The organism is Sporosarcina sp. FSL K6-3508, assembly GCF_038615825.1.
Classification (GTDB): Bacteria; Bacillota; Bacilli; order Bacillales_A; family Planococcaceae; genus Sporosarcina; species Sporosarcina newyorkensis.
The window spans coordinates 1165189-1183599 of the sequence record NZ_CP152016.1 but is presented as its reverse complement, the minus strand read 5'-3'; the positions used below and the strand labels follow the sequence as shown (position 1 = coordinate 1183599).

Below are 18411 nucleotides of genomic sequence, written 5' to 3'. Positions count from 1 at the left end.
AGCCCCAGCCTCTCGGGTCGTTTCGGTCTTTTCGAAAAGTTGCAAAGAACTCAACTTTGTCGATAAGCCCTCCAACGCCTGTCGAGGCTAAACGGCGCTTTGAACTTTTGTTTAAAAAATAGCTGTCGGCTCACGGTTTATGGACATAACCAATCCGTCTTTTGCCCAGCTGGTTTTGTAATGTTTTAATAACTTTTGTAAAACCGGTACGAGCGCAGGTTCCTGTTTGTATTTTACCAAACATTGATAACGATATCTATTGTTGAGGCGACTGATTGCTGCAGCGGTCGGTCCAATAATCACGGACTCGGAAGACAGCTGTTCCATTAGGAAACTCGTGCCTTTATGTGCATAATCAGCCGCCTTCAGTACATCCTCATGGCTGAACTGCACAACCGTCACAAAATAATAGGGCGGATAGCCCAGCTGTCTTCTTCTATCCATTTCCAATTCATAAAACGGCACGTACTCTTGAGTTTTCGATAATTCAATCGCATAGTGCTCTGGATCGTATGTCTGAATCACTACTTCTCCCGGCAGCTGATCCCGTCCGGCCCTGCCGCTCACTTGTGTCAGCAACTGAAACGTCTTTTCCGCAGCCCTAAAATCAGCTAAATGAAGTGATGTATCGGCAGCCAATACGCCAACAAGTGTAATACGCGGGAAATCCAGTCCCTTGGCAATCATCTGTGTACCCAGCAGAATATCTGCTTTTCCTTCACCGAAATCATGCAACAACCTCTCATGGGCGCCTTTCGTACTGGTCGTGTCTACATCCATTCGAATTACGCGCGCTTCAGGTACTAGCTTATACAACTCTTCCTGTGCTTTTTGCGTACCTGTGCCGAAAAACCGGATATGCTCACTTGCACACTCCGGGCATTCGATCGGCACAGGCTGCTCATGACCGCAATAGTGGCACTTCAAACTTTCACTTGAACGATGATAGGTCAATGAAATATCACAATTCGGGCATTCCACTACCGTACCGCAGTCACGGCATAGTACGAAACTCGAGAAGCCGCGTTTATTCAGCAACAACACGATTTGTTCTTTACGTTCCAACCGTTGCCGAATACCATCCGCCAGTGCGACAGAAAACATCGAACGATTTCCTGTCTTCAGTTCTTCTCTCATATCGACGACCTGAACTTCTGGTAATGCCTGTAGTTTTGCACGTTTTGTTAGGGTCAATAATGTATAAACATCTTTAGTTGCGCGTGCATACGATTCCAACGACGGCGTAGCGCTTCCGAGTATGACTGGACAGCGATGATAATCAGCTCGCCAAATCGCTACATCTCTCGCATGATATCTCGGGGACTCTTCTTGTTTATAGGTTGATTCATGTTCTTCATCCAAAATGAGCAGACCTAAATTCGTAAAAGGTGCAAAAACAGCTGAACGGGCTCCGATTGCCACTTTTACTTCGCCTCGATGGATCCGGCGCCATTCATCATATTTCTCGCCAGACGATAATCCACTATGCAGCACTGCGACCAACTCACCGAATCGCCCTTTAAATCGAGCGGTCATTTGTGGTGTCAGAGAAATCTCAGGAACTAGCACAATTGCTTCCTTGCCTTTTTTCAACACATGGTCAATCGCTTGCAAATAGACTTCTGTTTTCCCGCTGCCTGTGATTCCATGCAATAGGAACGTTTCTTGCTTCTTCTTATCACTAGCTTGTTCAATCGCTGACAATGCGGACTGTTGCTCATCTGTCAGCTGCTCAGGCTTCCCGCTGTCCCGCATTTTGGGTGCATCCAATTCACGGTAAACTTCCACTTGGGATTGTTCGATGACTTGTTTATCGAGCAGTGCTTTCAAGACGTTTGCTTTAACGCCTGATTTATTCATGATTTCGCTGGCTTCCATCGATTTCGACGGATGTAGAAGCAACCACTGCAATAATTCCACTTGTTTTTTAGCGTTTGAATGTGTCTCTTCCAAAGCGGATTCCAAGTGTGCTGTGTCCGGAATATGAATCATCCGAACTTTTTTCATCTTGGTTTTCTGCTGGATCGCCGTATCGATCTGAACAATTCCTTGTTCACTATACTTCTTCACTTCATTCAATAAATGAGCATCCTGAAAAGCCTTCAACGATACTTGCTCTCGATTTCCTAAAAACTCTCGGAATGAATCGTCGAGCAATTCTGGCTTGACTACACGCATGATTTTCTCATATTTCGCACGCATCGCTGCCGGCAGCATCACTTGGAGCGCATCGATTTCATAGGCAATCGTTTCAGCTGCCATCCATTTTGACAATGCCAGCAGTTCCGTGGATAGGACCGGCTCTAAATCTATTATCTCCAACACTGGTTTAATCTTGCCAGAATCCAGTTCACTATGCATTTTGATTGCTGTGACATATCCGACGACTTTTCGAGGGCCGAATGGCACTTTCACTCTCAGGCCCGGCTCCATGACGCTCTCCCACTCTGCCGGGACAGCATAATCAAACGGACGATCGATCGGATAAGCCGCTACATCGACAATGACTTCAGCGATCATCTAACTTGCCGCCTTCTTGCTGAAGTATCGTTTCAAATAAACGTACCGCCAATTGATCTTTTGGCATGGCAGTAAACGGAGTGGCTTCTCCTTCTCTGGAAAGCAGTGTGACAACATTCGTATCACTGCCAAAGCCGCCACCCGGATCGGTCACATCATTGACGATGATATAATCCAGATTTTTAGACTCCAATTTTTTTTGACCATATGCGATGACATCCGTCGTTTCAGCTGCAAAGCCTATCAATAGCTGATGTTCTTTCCGATCTCCGAGCGATTTCAATATATCTGTCGTACGCTCCAATTCGAGCACGTCGTCGCCTGCTTTTTTCTTCATTTTCTGAGTATGTACCGATTTTGGACGGTAATCTGCAACTGCCGCGGATTTCACGACAATAGAAGCATCGTCAAATTGACTGAGCACTGCATCGTACATATCGGCAGCACTCTCGACATGGATTATTTGGACGCCTGAAGGAACAGTCAATTCAACTGGACCTGAAATGAGAACGGTTTCCGCGCCAAGCTTTTGCGCTGCTACCGCCATCGCATAACCCATTTTACCGCTGGAGAAATTCGAAACATAGCGAACCGGATCAATTCGTTCACGTGTCGGCCCCGCAGTAATCACGACTTTTTTCCCTTTTAGCGGTTGATAATGGCCTTGCGTAAAATGCTGGCTTACCAGTTCCGTAATACGTTCTGGTTCTTCCAAACGCCCCTTCCCCACATAACCGCAGGCCAAAAAACCTTCCGAAGGCTCAATAAAGCGGTAGCCGTCCGAATGGAGTTGCCCAATATTCCTTACAACAGCGGGATGGGCGTACATATGTACATTCATTGCGGGTGCAATCCAAACATCCGCTTCAGTAGCAAGTAAAATTGTAGTGACCATATCATCCGCGATCCCGTTTGCCAGTTTGCCGATGACATTCGCCGTAGCAGGCGCCACTAATACCAAATCCGCCCAATCCGCAAGATCTATATGTGCAATCACACGAGAGTCTTTTTCATCAAATGTATCGAAATACACATCGTTTTTTGACATCACTTGGAATGATAATGGCTGCACAAATTCTTTCGCTGAATCCGTCATTACGACTTTAACGTTTGCGCCTGCCTGAGATAGCTTGCTGACAAGTGCGACTGCTTTATAGACTGCAATTCCACCCGTCACACAAAGCAAGACATTTTTATTATTTATCATAATTAGGTGCCCCCTGTTCCTTTCAAAAAATAACAAACTCCCTGAGAACGGTTGAATTCCAAGGGAGTAGTTTTATCTTTATTCAGCAAAAACTCTCACCTCAATAGGTGGTGAGATGAATGTGGAAATATCCTGTTCAGTGGGATTTCAAACGCCCGCTGACCAATAGGAGAACGCAGGCTAGAAACGCTACATCCTGTAGGCCTATGCCTCCGGCGGATGTCACAGATTTTGAAAGGATTTAATCGAGCACGCTCGATTCAAAATCTGGACGCAATTACGCCAAAGCGTAATTGATTTCAAATCAAACTTCGTCTTCGTAAATAATTGATTCATCCGCTTGTTGGTTGATCAAGACCCCAGCAGCCACTTCTTCTAACGCTCTGCCGACACTTTTCTCTGAACGATACTTATGTAAGAGTTCGTTCCGTTTTTCCTGTAGTTCACGCGCACGTTTCGCAGCCAGCGTGACCAATGTGTATTTAGAATCTACTTTCCCTTTTAGTGAATCAACTGATGGATATAACATAGTTTATTCTCCCTCCAACATTTGTAAGTATCTCTTTTCCACACGTTCTCTGCGGCAATGCTCTGCTGTAACAATTGCATTGACCCGATCACATGCTTTGGAGACCTCGTCGTTTTCGACTACATAATCGTACAAGTGCATCATTTCAAGTTCTTCTCTTGCCTTTAATACTCGATCGGCAATGATATCGGATGCTTCTGTACCTCTTCCGATCAAACGAGTTTCCAGATCACTCAAGCTTGGAGGTGCCAAGAAGATAAATAAACCATTTGGTACTTTTTCACGAACTTGTGCAGCACCGACGACTTCTATCTCGAGAAATACATCGCGGCCTGCGTCGAGTGTTTCGTTGACGTAGTCGAGTGGCGTGCCGTAGTAGTTTCCTACATATTCGGCATACTCCAGAAGTTTCCCTTCTTGGATCATTTGTTCAAATACTTCCCGTGATCTGAAGAAGTAGTCGACGCCGTCCACTTCGCCTTCGCGCGGGTTTCTAGTGGTCATCGATATGGAGTATTCGTAGTTGGTGTCCGGGCTTGAGAAGAGTTCTTTACGAACGGTTCCTTTACCTACGCCGGATGGACCTGAAAGGACGATTAGGAGTCCTCGATGTTTGTACATATAATCCCTCTTTGTTATGTATTCATTTACACGGCATGCTGTCCCCGCACCGTTGATTTCCACTCCAGACGGGACGCTTTCCGGGGGGCGTGGCTTGAGCCTCCTCGTCGCTTTGCTCCTGCGGGTTCTCAAGGCGCACGCTGATCCCCCAGGAGTCGCCCGTCTTCCGCTCCAATCAACTAGATACGCTTCTGTTCCTAAAAAGCTTCAATAACAACAGCGTACAATAAAGTGATTTATTCCATTCAGATTATTTAATCTGACCGAACAGGCCCATGTGTGCAATCTGTTCATATTATACCATATTCATACGATGAGTGCTAAAATGGAACAAAACGAAATGAAAGAGGAATCCGTATGGCATTTGATGGTTTATTTACGAAAGCGATTGTAAGCGAGTTGCAGCAGTTGAAGTCTGGCCGGATTTCGAAGATTCATCAGCCGAATTCGCAGGAAATTATTTTTCAGATCCGGGCAAATAATAAAAATCATAAATTATTAGTTTCACTGCATCCTTCTTTTTCGAGGATGCAATTGACGAATGAGGTGTTGACGAATCCGTCCGAGCCTCCGTTGTTTTGCATGGTGTTACGGAAGCAGCTTGAGGGCGGAATGATTACGTCCATTGAGCAGCAAGAGACAGACCGGATTGTCAGTATCCAAGTTCAGGCTCGAAATGAACTGGGCGATCAGATTGAACGAAAACTGGTTATTGAGATCATGGGCAGACACAGTAATTTAATTTTACTGGATGCTTCGCGCGATTTGATTATCGACAGTATGAAGCATCTGCCGCCTTCCGTGAACAGTTACCGGACGATTCTGCCTGGACAGCCGTATATCCCGGCACCTCCACAAGATAAACTGGATCCTTTTCAAGTCTTAGAAAATGAATTTATGGATGTCTTGCCTAACCTGCAGGAGCCGAGAGATGTTGTCCAGCAATTCGCTGGCTTTTCTCCCCTGACTGCTGCCGAACTACTGTATCGGCTCCAACAAAATCAGGAGCAGCCATTTTGCGTTTGGAGATCTTTTTTAGACAGTTTCAACGCAGATTCAATGAAGCCTACTGTAGTGGAGAATGATCGAAAGACATTATTCTCCGCTGTGGAATTGACACACGCGCCCGGCACAACTCAAACGTTTTCTACATTGAGTGATTTACTCGACAAAGTCTATTTTGCCAGAGCAGAGCGAGAGAGGGTCAAGTCCCAAGCGATTGATTTGGAACGCTGGTTGTCCAATGAAATTACGAAGCTTGAAAATAAGACAAAAAAACTGCAAAAAGAACAGCAGACGGCTCAAAACTTGGATACCTTAAAACTGTACGGTGAGTTATTGACAGCGAATAATTACTTAATGCAAAAAGGCGATAAGGAAGTGACGGTAGAAAATTATTATGAGCAAGGCACCACCGTCACGATTCCGCTTGATCCGCGGAAATCACCTATTGATAATGCCCAGAATTATTTCTCCCGTTATTCGAAAGCCAAAACCGCACTCGTCCGAATTGCGGAGCAGCTAGAAAAGACGAAAGAAGATATCGAATACTTTGAGATGGTACGGCAGCAAGTATATCAAGCTTCCCCAATTGATATAGAAGAAATACGTGAAGAATTGGTCGAACTTGGATTTATGCGTGCTAGAAGAAGCAAAAAGAAGGTAAAGCCAAAGAAACCGGCACCGGAAGCATTTGTTTCCTCGACTGGAGTTCCAATTTCCGTCGGGAAGAATAATAAGCAAAATGATTATTTGACGTTCAAAATGGCTGCGCGGGATCATGTATGGCTGCATACAAAAGACATACCTGGCTCGCACGTCGTCATCCATGATGCAGAGCCAGACGCACAAACGATTGAAGAAGCAGCTGGGCTGTCCGCTTATTTCAGTAAGGCTCGTGAGTCGTCTTCTGTACCGGTCGATTATACCGAGATTAAGCATGTGAAGAAACCTTCCGGTGCAAAACCTGGATTTGTTATTTACTTTGAACAGAAAACCGTGTTTGTTACGCCTGATGAAGATTTAGTCCGTAAACTGCGGAAGTGAGTAATATTATATAAAAAGGCTGCCCGAAAAGTCATTGCCACCTGACTTTTCGGGCTTTTTGTATGAGGGGGAGGATTTAATTAATTCGGTCGGATGATGAACAGGAAAAAGGTGCGGTGCTTGGCTATATTGGTTCGGTTGGATCGTGGATTGGTTCGGTTAAGTTACAGATTGGAGCGGTTCGAAAGGAGTTTGGTTCTGTTCAATGCTATATTGGTGCGGTTGCCGCATACTTTGGCGCGTTGTAATATTTTATTTACTGGCCGCGCAAAATTGGAATTTCACCGAAAGCAGTTTTGGACTTTCGGGACAGACCCTTTTACATTTTCACACCATATTCATTGCACCTCTAGCTCATCGACTGATTTATACTCTTTAATAAGCCCCAGATGAATTGCTTCCCATAGATAAAACGACACGACAGAACGATACGGTTTCCAAAGCGGGGATTTTTCGACCAGAATGCTCCGCCGTTCCGATTTATCCACCCCGTACAACCATTCGGCAGCACGCTGAATTCCCACATCGTCTACGGCAAGCACATCACCACGGCCAAGAGACAGAAGCAGAAACATCTCTGCTGTCCACTTTCCTATCCCCTTGACATTAATTAACTGCTCCATAATGGATTCATCGCTATATTCCGCTATATGGTTAAGATCCAGCTCATTTGCTGCTATTTTCTCTGCCAAGTCGTTTACATACTCTGCTTTTCTCGTTGTTAAACCAACCTGCTTCAACCCCTCTTCTGACTTCGCAAGCACCCCCTCCACTGTGACACTTCCGCCAAGCAATTTCAGAAGACGCTCATAAATTGCACTGGCTGCACTGACGGAGATTTGCTGGCCAATGATGGAACGGACAATGGAGGAAAGGTAGTCGGTCCGTAAAGGGATTTCAATATCACCAATAAATGTAATCATCTTTTTCATCAATGGATCGCTGTTGGTGATGAACCGAACTGATTCATCTTGTGTACGAATATACAGTGTGCACACTTATTTCATCTCCTGTCTCCATTCAAGGCTTTACATAGAAAACGAAGACTGCCTGTAAGCAATCCACGTTTCGTTACTAGTTCACTAGAGATCATGGAACAGATTAAGGAAAATACCAAACCAACTTTTAATACAGTGAACTCCTTTAACAGAACCATGATTTTAATCTTACAACCAATATACAGCCTGAGAATCTTTGATTTCTGTTGATCCTGCAAGAAAAGCCGTAACGAAGAACGGCTTTTGCAAACAAAAGCATAGCGCTAAGAGCATATTTTTGCTTTTCACCGCCTCCCTTTCCAATCAAGTCAGACTCTGCTTAGAAGTTTTGTTAAACAATCGCGCTCGTTTACAGAGGATTAAAGGGAATACAGTTCTATTATTTTTTCTAAGGATAATTTATTTGGATTACACATATCAACAAAATAAGGTAACTGCCATTTTTGAGTTTTCATCGCTTGTTTACTACTTGGACTATCCCAGCTAGGATAAACTCTTATTGCCATTTTGCCCTTTGTTGAAGTAGACCTAAGAATGTTTTGTTTTAAAAGAATTTCTTTCGGAAAGATAAATTGTCCAAACTCATTTTCATTTTTAAAGGTAGTTATAACTAATAAATCAGGGGCTTCCTCATATGAGTAGGGTTGATTTTTATTATTTTCGTCTTTTTCCCAAAATGCAACAAACTGCCCGGCTTTGGCAGGTGTAATATTCGCAACTCTGAATCGAATTGTTTTAGAAGATAATTGAAATGTACCAGCACCATACTTCGAATTTTGCTTCTCTTCTTGAACTGACTTTACAGTTAAGTGATTCGACTCATAAATCATTTTATTTACATGAGTTAATGATGTAAAAAAATCATTCATTTCTTCACTCCTAAATATCAAACAACATGGCTTCGATTGCTGCAATACTGACGCTTTAAAAGCCTTCGTTAATTGAGCTATTCACACTTTGTTAGACGAACCTTTTCGGATCTTCTATTCTGATAGAGACAACTTCTCCGCAATTCAAGCAGAAAGTATAGATTTTATTTGATCCACTGAATGAAGATTTTTTCGATTTAATTGGCATAAAATCTGTTCCTTCTCTAAATTCGTTCCCATTGCAACTTGGACAACGCTTTTCAGTGTTCATAGGAATTTCTCCTCCTTCATGCTACTCCATTATCTCGTCTGGTCACGCTACTTTGCCGGTTAAACCAAAAAGAGAATCCTCATGCCGAGAGAAGACATCCCAAAGTATTCTGCGATGCCTCTACAAACTCCAAATATAAGTTTATCTCTTGAGCTTTCCTAAATTTATTTTGCAATCTAATTCATCCTTTTAAATAGTCTGTTACTAAATTAGTAGAGATCTTTTCATAAATGTACTCTTTAATGAAAAAGGAAAAGCTAAACAGATATTCCGTCTGTCAGCAATAAAAAATTTACTAAAATTAACATTACACCATTATCAAAAATTATTGCAAAAAGAGAAAGTGAACCTAAAATTATAATTACTAACGGCAAGTCTGTATTCGGACCTCTTAGAATAAAAAACGATATAATGCTTGCAACAACCGGCAGAAAAGAAAAACCTCCCCACTTATTCATACAAGTGATTCCTCCTTATCAAGGATACGCTCCGTTAATCGAATATTAAAGGATCTTATTCTCACTCAAGCACGTCCCTTTAAGTGGAATTTCACACGCAAAAATTAGTCACTTTACTAAACATCAATTTTTTTTACCAATCTAATACCATTCTACCAAACTTCTTTAAATTCATCGGACTTCAACTAAAATAATCTCTAACTTTTCATTAATTTGCTTTTGCCGTAAAGTAAACATAAAACAAAAGGACCGCCACGAGAAACCGCGAATCAATCCACGATTTCCCTGACAGTCCTTTATTTATTACAATGTACCCTGCTTCAATTTCGTATGCCATTCCGTTAATTCATTCATGGATTCCTCTTCGATTGCGCCTTCTTCTTTTGCCACTTCCGCCAAAGCCGCGAAGTTCGTCAGGCTGTGGTATGAAAGTTTAGCTTCTGCAAACTTTTCATCCGCTTTTTGAAGTTCGTATGTAAAAATAGAGACGATGCCGCATACTTCTACGCCTTCAGCCAGCAAAGCGTTCGCTGCGTTCAAGCTGCTACCGCCTGTTGAGATCAAGTCTTCGATGATGACTGCCTTTGCGTTCGGCTCGATCTTGCCTTCAATTTGACGGCTCTTGCCATGTGCTTTGGCGGAAGAACGGATATAGACCATCGGCAACTTGAGTATATCTGCCACCCACGCCGCATGCGGAATCCCTGCTGTCGCTGTCCCTGCGATCACCGTTGTTTCCGGATAGTGAACTCGGATCAAAGCCGCAAGACCTTCAGCGATTTCTTTTCGTCCAACTGGATCCGCCATTGTTAAGCGGTTATCACAATAGATTGGCGATTTGATACCTGATGCCCACGTAAATGGTTCTTTCGGATTCAAGGCAACAGCCCCGACATTCAATAAAATTTGAGCTACTTCTTTTTCTCTAGTCATTGAGGGGTTCCCTCCCATAAAGTATTTACTAACTCATACGCTTCACTTGGATTTTTTGCCCCTGTGATAGCACGTCCAACGACGATATGTGTAGAGCCTTCCTGTCTCGCTTTAGCAGGGGTCGCGACACGTTTCTGATCGTGGACATCACCTTGTGCTAATCGAATCCCTGGTGTCACTTTGAAAAATTCCTTACCACAAACTTCTTCAATTATCTTCGCTTCTTGTACCGAACAAACGACGCCGTCCAAATGAGCTGATGAAGCAAGCTTCGCATAATGTTCTACGGATTGCTGAAGCGGGACGCCGATCAATTGCTCTTCTCGTACTTGGCGGTCATCTGTTGAAGTGAGCTGCGTCACGGCAATTAATGCGGGACGCTGTTTGCCTGCTGGCGTACCGATATCCAAACCTTCCAGTGCCGCTTCCATCATAGCTTTCCCGCCAGCCGCGTGAACATTGACCATATCGACTTCAAGCGAAGCCAAGACATTCATCGCGGATTTGACGGTATTCGGGATATCGTGCAGTTTCAAGTCCAAGAAGATGGAATAGCCTTCTTCTTTCAAGCGGGCGATCATCGCAGGACCTTCTTTATAATACAATTCCATTCCAACTTTGACATTGACCGAATGATCGAATGCTTTAAGGAAATCAAATGTTTTTTCTGCTGAATTAAAATCTAGCGCGATGATGGGAGATCTATTCATAGACGATGGCTCCTTCCGATCAATTCTGAAATATGATCTATTTGCAATTCATCCAATTTCCCTGGAAGCTGTTCAATAAGAGTTGGACAAATAAATGGATCTACGAAATTCGCTGTGCCGACCGCCACTGCACTCGCTCCTGCAGATAAAAAGTCGACAACGTCTTGCACACAAGTAATCCCCCCCATTCCGATGATCGGAATATTGACGACTTGGCTTACTTCATAAACCATACGAATCGCTACAGGCTTCACGGCAGGACCTGATAAACCACCTGTTTTATTGGCAATAACCGGCTTACCTGTTTTTTCATCCAGACGCATGCCGACCAATGTATTGATCATCGTGATGCCGTCTGCTCCGCCTGCTTCCACTGCGATTGCCATAGACTTAATATCCGCTACGTTTGGTGACAATTTCACATAGACAGGCACGGAAGACACAGCTTTCACGGCTGCAGTCAGCTCTTTCGCAATTTCAGGATCCGTACCGAACGTGATGCCGCCACATTTGACATTCGGACACGAAATATTCAGTTCCAACGCGTGAACATTCGGCGCTTTGGAAATTTCTTTTGCCACTTCCACGTAGTCCGCTGTTTCGGAACCCGCGACATTGGCAATGATCGGAACATCGAACTGTTCAAGCCATGGCAATTCATTTTCAAGAACACCATGCAAGCCTGGATTTTGCAAACCGATTGCATTCAACATACCAGAAGCTGTTTCCGCTACTCGAGGTGTCGCATTTCCGTAACGCGTTTCAAGTGTTGTTGCCTTAATCATGATCGCACCAAGTTGAGAAAGATCATAGAGATTGCCGTACTCTTTCCCAAAACCGAAACATCCGGAAGCCGGCATGATCGGGTTTTTTAATTCGAGTCCTGGTAATGTAATTGCTAATCTACTCATATTTGCACCACCCCTGCTGGAAATACTGGACCGTCGGAGCATACTTTGACATAGGCTTTGTCTGTCGCGTTTTCATTTGTATGGCACACACAAGCGAAACAAGCGCCGATACCGCAGCCCATGCGCTGTTCAAATGATAAGAATCCTTTTTTATGCACATATGCTTTTTGGACTGCATCGAGCATCGGCATTGGTCCGCAGCTATAGAATGTTTCAAATTCGTCAGTTAGCTCGCCCATAATATTCGTAACAAATCCTTTTGTGCCGTTACTTCCATCGACTGTCGCAATATACGTTTCGCCTAGTGTAGCAAACTGCTCTTCATAAAACACGACGTCATCTGATTGGAAGCCTAGGATATGAATGCATTTGACACCTTTTGCCGTCAGCTGCTTAGACAGTTCGTACAATGGCGGTACCCCGATGCCACCACCGATCAGCACAGCCGTTTGACCTGAAGCCGTCTCATTGACAGGAAAGCCATTTCCAAGCGGACCCAACACATTGACGATATCCCCTGCTCGCTTTTGTGAAAGCAATCCAGTGCCATGTCCTTCTGCACGATAGATAATCGTCATTTCATTTTTTTCCACATTGACTTCCGCTATCGAAATGGGACGTCGCAACAATGGTTCAAATGAATCGGATACGCGGATATGGACAAACTGGCCCGGAGAAGTAATTTCTCCGACCAGCTTTCCAGTGAGTTTCATTTCAAAGATATTTTTCGCGATTTTCTGTTGCGATCCAACTGTCATCAAATCTTGAATGATCATTGAATCACCTGCTTGGGCATCGCGGCTGTTTGAAACGTCATCGATTCGATGACAGAAAGCATTGCAGCTGCTGTATCGATGGAAGTGAAGCAAGGAACTCCATTCTCTACTGATTCACGGCGAATTCTAAAGCCGTCACGAGCAGGTTGTTTACCTTTTGTCAGTGTATTGATCACTAACTGTGCCTGTCCTTTTTGGATGACATCAATCAATGTCGGGCCTTCCGTTCCGATTTTGCCGACAGTTTTCACTTCGATGTTTGCTTGTTCAAGTGCTTTAGCTGTTCCTTCTGTAGCTAAGATGCGGTAGCCGATTTGAACAAAGCGTTCTGCGATTTCAATAATTTCTTCTTTATCTTTATCGGAAACCGTCATCAAGACCGAACCGTATTCCTTCACTTCCATGCCTGCAGCGACTAAGCCTTTATAAAGTGCTTTTTCGAGAGTGCTGTCTTTCCCCATTACTTCACCTGTCGATTTCATCTCAGGTCCGAGCGTGATATCTACACGACGCAGTTTCGCAAAGGAGAAGACTGGTACTTTTACATAGACACCCTCTGGAGCGTCTGCAAGTCCGTCTGTAAAGCCTTGTTGTGCAATTGATTTACCTAAAATTGACTGGGTAGCGACATTGGCCATTGGAATATTCGTGATTTTACTTAGGAATGGTACTGTCCGGCTGGAACGCGGGTTCACTTCAATGACATATACCTGACCTTCCGAAATGACGAACTGGATATTGAGCAACCCTCGGATATTCAACCCTAGAGCCAAACGCTTCGTGTAATCCGCAATCGTTTCGATCATTGATTGGGAAAGATTTTGCGGCGGATAGACAGCGATCGAGTCACCTGAGTGTACGCCTGCGCGTTCGATATGTTCCATAATTCCTGGAATCAATACCGTCTCGCCGTCACAGATCGCATCTACTTCAATCTCTGTACCTGTTAAATAACGGTCGATTAATACTGGATGCTCAGGACTTGCTTTCACCGCATTTTCCATGTATTGCAGCAATTCTTGTTCATGATAGACGATTTCCATCGCACGACCACCTAATACGTAAGAAGGACGAACGAGTACTGGATAGCCGATTTCATTGGCTATCACAACTGCTTCCGGAACAGATAACGCCGTTTTTCCAAGTGGCTGGGGAACGCCGATTTCGTGAAGCGCACGTTCGAACTTGTCACGGTTTTCCGCACGGTCGATATCTTCAAGAGACGTCCCGAGAATCTTCACACCACGTGCTTCCAGTTCAGCCGCCAAGTTAATCGCCGTTTGTCCTCCAAACTGTACAATGACTCCTTCCGGCTGCTCTAAATCGATAATGTGCATGACATCTTCAATTGTCAGCGGCTCAAAATATAGCTTGTCAGAGATGGAGAAGTCAGTTGAAACAGTCTCTGGGTTGTTATTGACGATGATCGCTTCGTAGCCTGCTTCTTGGATCGCCCAGACACAGTGCACCGTTGCATAGTCAAACTCCACGCCTTGACCGATACGGATTGGGCCGGAACCAAGAACGACAACACTTTTCTTATCAGATTTTACAGATTCATTTTCATCTTCATACGTACCATAGAAGTATGGAGTGTCGGATTCGTACTCACCCGCACATGTATCTACTTTTTTATAGATAGGGATCAATTCTTGCTCTTTTCTCCAGTTATAGACTTCACGTTCTGTCGTATTCCAAAGTTGCGCCACAATCGCATCTGCAAATCCTAGACGCTTTGCTTTGTGAGCAACTTCTTGGTCAAATGGATGATCTTTCAATGTCTGTTCGTAGCGCACAATATTTTCAAATTTTCGTAAGAAGAATAAGTCGATTGCACTCCATTCGTGCAGCGTTTCAATCGTCACACCGCGGCGCAATGCTTCACCTATGAAGAATAGGCGCTCATCACCAGCTTTACGGATTCGTTTTTCGATCCATTCATCCGACATCTCGCTGCCGCCTGGCAATGAAAGATCAAATTGACCAGTTTCGAGTGAACGAACTGCTTTTAAGATGGACTCTTCAAAAGTACGGCCCATCGCCATAACTTCACCGGTTGCTTTCATCTGAGTACCAAGATTCCGTTTAGCGGATTCGAACTTATCGAAAGGCCAGCGTGGAATTTTCGTCACAACATAATCAAGCGTTGGCTCAAAGCAAGCATATGTGTTACCGGTAACAGGGTTCATCATTTCATCCAGCGTCAAACCAACAGCAATTTTCGCAGCCAGTTTCGCAATTGGATAACCTGTTGCTTTGGAAGCCAGTGCAGATGAACGGCTCACTCGTGGATTCACTTCAATGATGTAATAATCAAAGCTATGTGGATCAAGTGCCAGCTGAACATTACAGCCGCCTTCAATTTTCAAGGCACGGATAATCCGTAATGACACGTTACGCAGCATTTGATTTTCACGATCCGTCAATGTCTGGCATGGAGCAGCAACGATGGAATCGCCTGTATGGATCCCTACAGCATCGACGTTCTCCATATTACATACGACGATGGCATTATCCGCCGAGTCGCGCATTACTTCATATTCGATCTCTTTAAAGCCTGCAATGGATTTTTCAAGTAGACATTGAGTCACTGGACTATATTTCAGGCCGCTCGCCACAATTTCTTCTAAGTCCTCATCGTTGTGACAAATACCTCCACCTGTTCCGCCAAGCGTAAATGCTGGGCGAACGATCACAGGATAGCCTATTTTTCCGACGAATGCATAAGCTTCCTCAAGGTTATGAATAATGTCACTTTCCGGAACAGGTTCGCCCATTTCATTCATTAAATTACGGAATAAGTCGCGATCTTCTGCTTTATGGATCGCATCCAGTTTTGTACCAAGAATCTCAATTTCAAGTTCATCCAAAATTCCTGATTCTTGAAGTTCGATCGCCATGTTCAAGCCTGTCTGTCCGCCTAATGTGGGCAGCAGTGCATCAGGACGCTCCTTGCGGATGATTCGGCTGACGAAATCTAGAGTAATCGGTTCAATGTATACTTTATCTGCAACTTCTGTATCCGTCATGATTGTAGCTGGATTCGAGTTGATTAAAATGACGCGGTAGCCCTCTTCCTTTAAGGAAAGACATGCTTGTGTACCTGCATAGTCGAATTCTGCGGCTTGGCCGATGACAATCGGACCTGAGCCGATGACGAGGATGGATTTTATATCTTGACGTTTAGGCATTGGTATTCTCCTTTCGGTTGCTTGCAGTCATTTGCTGAATGAAACGATCGAATAAATAACTTGCATCTTGTGGTCCGGGTGAAGCTTCAGGATGGAACTGTACAGAAAAAGCTTCATATTGCTCACTGCTTACACCTTCAACACAGCCATCATTCAACGCTTTATGTGTAACTATTAGGCCAGTTCCTGCTAAAGAATCTTCCAGCACTTCATAGCCATGACTTTGTGATGTCAGATCGGTACGGTTTGTCTCCAAATCTTTTACCGGATAGTTGCCGCCAATATGGCTGTTTTTCATTTTAGCTGTTTTTGCTCCGCACGCGAGTGCAAATAATTGATGGCCCAGCCCGATACCGAAGATTGGTTTCTTGCCAAGCAATTCTTTGATTGTCTCAACAGCACCTTCGACATCTTGCGGATTCCCAGGACCGTTTGATAATAAAATGCCGTCTGGGAACAGCGCTAGGATTTCTTTAGCGGATGTATCGTAAGGCACGACAATGACATCGCAATCCTTCTTATTCAGTTCACGTAAAATGCCGTGCTTGATTCCGTAATCGATGACGACTACACGTTTCCCTAAGCCCGGGCTTGGATATGGACGTTTAGTTGAAACTTTTGCCACAAGGTTCGTCGGCACTTCATAGCCTTGAACTTCTGCCAGGACCTCATCCAAATTGATGTCTTCGCCAGCAGCAGTTAGTTTTCCTTTTAATGCACCTTTATCGCGCAGTAGACGGGTCAGTTTTCTTGTATCGATTTCTTGGATTCCCGGGATACCTTTTAATGAAAGCAAATCACCTAACGTCATTCCACTGCGGAAGTTGGACGGCTCTTCCGTTAATTCTCTGACGACTAAACCATTAATCGCCAGATCAATGGATTCGTAATCATCCCGGTTGATGCCATAGTTTCCGATTAAGGGATACGTCATGACGACGATTTGTCCACAGCCTGAAGGGTTAGAGATCGTTTCCTGATAACCGGTCATTCCTGTTGCAAATACAGCTTCTCCTAATGAAGCACTATCCGCTCCAAATGCTTTCCCTTCAAAAATAGAGCCATCTTCTAAAACTAAATATCTTTTTTTCATCATTGACCATCCTTCCAAACGATGTTTCCACCGAAAATTGTCATTACAGGCCATCCAGTGCAATCTAAGCCGTCAAATGGCGTGTTTTTCCCTTTTGACACAAACGTTGTACGATCGATTTTTTGCTCTTTCTCCAAATCAATTAAAACTAAATCAGCTGTTGCTCCTACTTCAATTTTTCCATAAGGCAAACCGAATACTTCTGCCGGTTTAATCGTCATCCAGTCAAGCAATTGCTTCAGAGTCCAGTGACCCGGTTTTACGAAATGTGTGTACAATAAAGGAAATGCTGTTTCGAATCCAGTGATGCCAAATGGTGCTTTCGCGAATCCGACAGATTTTTCCTCTGCCGTATGTGGTGCATGGTCCGTAGCGATGCAATCCAATGTACCGTCTAGCAACCCTTGACGCAATGCTTCGCGGTCCTCTTCAGAGCGCAGTGGAGGATTCATCTTCCAGTCAGCATCATCCACCGGCACATCGTTTTCCGTTAGCAACAAGTGGTGCGGACTTACTTCCCCTGTCACATGGATTCCAGCTTTTTTCGCATCACGAATCGTCCGTACGGATTCTTTCGTGCTGACGTGGCAAACATGGTAGTGCGCGCCTGCTGCTTCTGCTAATAAAATATCTCTCGCAATATGTACTGACTCTGCGATGGATGGGATACCCGGCAACCCAAGCTCTTTATTGCGCGTCCCTTCGTGCATCGCGCCGCCATAGATCAATGTATTGTCTTCACAGTGCGCTACAATCGGCATATTGATAGCCGCAGCATCTTGCATTGCTTCGTACATCATTCCTGCTTCTTGAACGCCCACTCCGTCATCTGTGAAAGCAAATGCGCCATGTTCTTTTAATTCCGCAAGATTGGTCCGCTCTTTTCCAGCTTCTCGAATGGTGATAGATGCGTATGGCAACACGCGAATTTTCGCATTATCTTCAATCAATTTATTAATTTTTTCGATATTTTCAATCGTGTCCGGCACTGGCCGTGTATTAGGCATCGAACAAATCGTTGTATACCCGCCTTTTGCTGCAGCTGCCGTTCCAGTTGCGATCGTTTCCTTATGCTCCCCACCCGGCTCTCTCAAGTGGACATGTACGTCAATCAGACCTGGAGATAGCAACAACCCTTGTCCTTCAATGATTTCACAATCAGCTGTCGGTAACTGGCTGCCGATTTCTGTAATCTTTCCTTCTGAGATTTTCACATCTGTTACTACGATCTGGCCTTCTTCGCTTACCATTTGGACATTTTGAATTAAAGTGTTCATG

16 protein-coding genes are annotated in these 18411 nt (G+C 44.3%); 2 read left to right on the top strand and 14 right to left on the bottom strand.

Features of this window, described 5'->3' with window-relative positions; all coding sequences use genetic code 11:
* Positions 1–111: 111 nt before the first annotated feature.
* The 4 genes from priA to gmk all read right to left on the bottom strand — a co-directional run bounded on the left by priA (position 112) and on the right by gmk (position 4877).
* Positions 112–2520, bottom strand: a complete 2409-nt coding sequence (gene priA, locus MKX97_RS05455) for a primosomal protein N' (protein ID WP_221836157.1) — start codon at positions 2518–2520, stop codon at positions 112–114.
* On the bottom strand, positions 2510–3727 hold the full coding sequence (coaBC, locus tag MKX97_RS05450; protein WP_340758527.1) for a bifunctional phosphopantothenoylcysteine decarboxylase/phosphopantothenate--cysteine ligase CoaBC: 1218 nt from the start codon (positions 3725–3727) through the stop codon (positions 2510–2512). The genes priA and coaBC overlap by 11 nt, the downstream gene beginning before the upstream one ends.
* Before the next feature lie 304 nt (positions 3728–4031).
* The gene (rpoZ, locus tag MKX97_RS05445) at positions 4032–4256 is read right to left on the bottom strand and encodes a DNA-directed RNA polymerase subunit omega (protein ID WP_078817788.1); all 225 of its coding nucleotides are present in this window, start codon (positions 4254–4256) and stop codon (positions 4032–4034) included.
* A gap of 3 nt (positions 4257–4259) precedes the next feature.
* Positions 4260–4877: a guanylate kinase gene (gmk, locus tag MKX97_RS05440; RefSeq protein ID WP_009765562.1), complete on the bottom strand. Its 618-nt coding sequence runs from the start codon at positions 4875–4877 to the stop codon at positions 4260–4262.
* 357 nt (positions 4878–5234) lie between these two features.
* Here gmk and MKX97_RS05435 point away from each other — a divergent pair, with 357 nt between their 5' ends.
* Complete coding sequence (locus MKX97_RS05435; RefSeq protein WP_340758526.1) at positions 5235–6923, top strand: NFACT RNA binding domain-containing protein; 1689 nt, start codon at positions 5235–5237, stop codon at positions 6921–6923.
* A gap of 116 nt (positions 6924–7039) precedes the next feature.
* Complete coding sequence (locus tag MKX97_RS05430) at positions 7040–7171, top strand: hypothetical protein (protein WP_281250661.1); 132 nt, start codon at positions 7040–7042, stop codon at positions 7169–7171.
* Between the two features lie 90 nt (positions 7172–7261).
* Here the strand turns inward: MKX97_RS05430 and MKX97_RS05425 are convergent, their stop codons facing one another.
* From MKX97_RS05425 to MKX97_RS05380, 10 genes are all read right to left on the bottom strand, one after another.
* Positions 7262–7921 carry a DNA-3-methyladenine glycosylase 2 family protein gene (locus MKX97_RS05425; RefSeq protein ID WP_340758525.1) on the bottom strand — a complete coding sequence of 220 codons (660 nt, stop codon included), beginning with the start codon at positions 7919–7921 and terminating at the stop codon, positions 7262–7264.
* Positions 7922–8280: 359 nt separating this feature from the next.
* A complete protein-coding gene (locus tag MKX97_RS05420) occupies positions 8281–8790 on the bottom strand; it encodes a MepB family protein (RefSeq protein WP_342537144.1) in 510 nt (169 codons plus the stop codon).
* 528 nt (positions 8791–9318) lie between these two features.
* The gene (locus tag MKX97_RS05415; protein ID WP_340758523.1) at positions 9319–9519 is read right to left on the bottom strand and encodes a hypothetical protein; all 201 of its coding nucleotides are present in this window, start codon (positions 9517–9519) and stop codon (positions 9319–9321) included.
* A gap of 303 nt (positions 9520–9822) precedes the next feature.
* Positions 9823–10452, bottom strand: coding sequence for an orotate phosphoribosyltransferase (gene pyrE / locus MKX97_RS05410; protein ID WP_078817794.1), 630 nt, complete (start codon positions 10450–10452; stop codon positions 9823–9825).
* Positions 10449–11162: an orotidine-5'-phosphate decarboxylase gene (gene pyrF / locus MKX97_RS05405; RefSeq protein ID WP_078817795.1), complete on the bottom strand. Its 714-nt coding sequence runs from the start codon at positions 11160–11162 to the stop codon at positions 10449–10451. The genes pyrE and pyrF overlap by 4 nt, the downstream gene beginning before the upstream one ends.
* Positions 11159–12073, bottom strand: coding sequence for a dihydroorotate dehydrogenase (locus MKX97_RS05400; protein ID WP_009765567.1), 915 nt, complete (start codon positions 12071–12073; stop codon positions 11159–11161). Before MKX97_RS05400 ends, pyrF begins: the two co-directional genes overlap by 4 nt.
* Positions 12070–12849: a dihydroorotate dehydrogenase electron transfer subunit gene (locus tag MKX97_RS05395; RefSeq protein WP_342537142.1), complete on the bottom strand. Its 780-nt coding sequence runs from the start codon at positions 12847–12849 to the stop codon at positions 12070–12072. Before MKX97_RS05395 ends, MKX97_RS05400 begins: the two co-directional genes overlap by 4 nt.
* Entirely contained in the window at positions 12846–16040 is a 3195-nt protein-coding gene (gene carB, locus MKX97_RS05390; protein ID WP_342537141.1) for a carbamoyl-phosphate synthase large subunit, read from the bottom strand. Before carB ends, MKX97_RS05395 begins: the two co-directional genes overlap by 4 nt.
* Positions 16033–17133 carry a carbamoyl phosphate synthase small subunit gene (locus tag MKX97_RS05385; RefSeq protein ID WP_040758848.1) on the bottom strand — a complete coding sequence of 367 codons (1101 nt, stop codon included), beginning with the start codon at positions 17131–17133 and terminating at the stop codon, positions 16033–16035. Before MKX97_RS05385 ends, carB begins: the two co-directional genes overlap by 8 nt.
* Entirely contained in the window at positions 17133–18410 is a 1278-nt protein-coding gene (locus tag MKX97_RS05380; RefSeq protein WP_342537140.1) for a dihydroorotase, read from the bottom strand. The genes MKX97_RS05385 and MKX97_RS05380 overlap by 1 nt, the downstream gene beginning before the upstream one ends.
* Position 18411 lies beyond the last annotated feature (1 nt).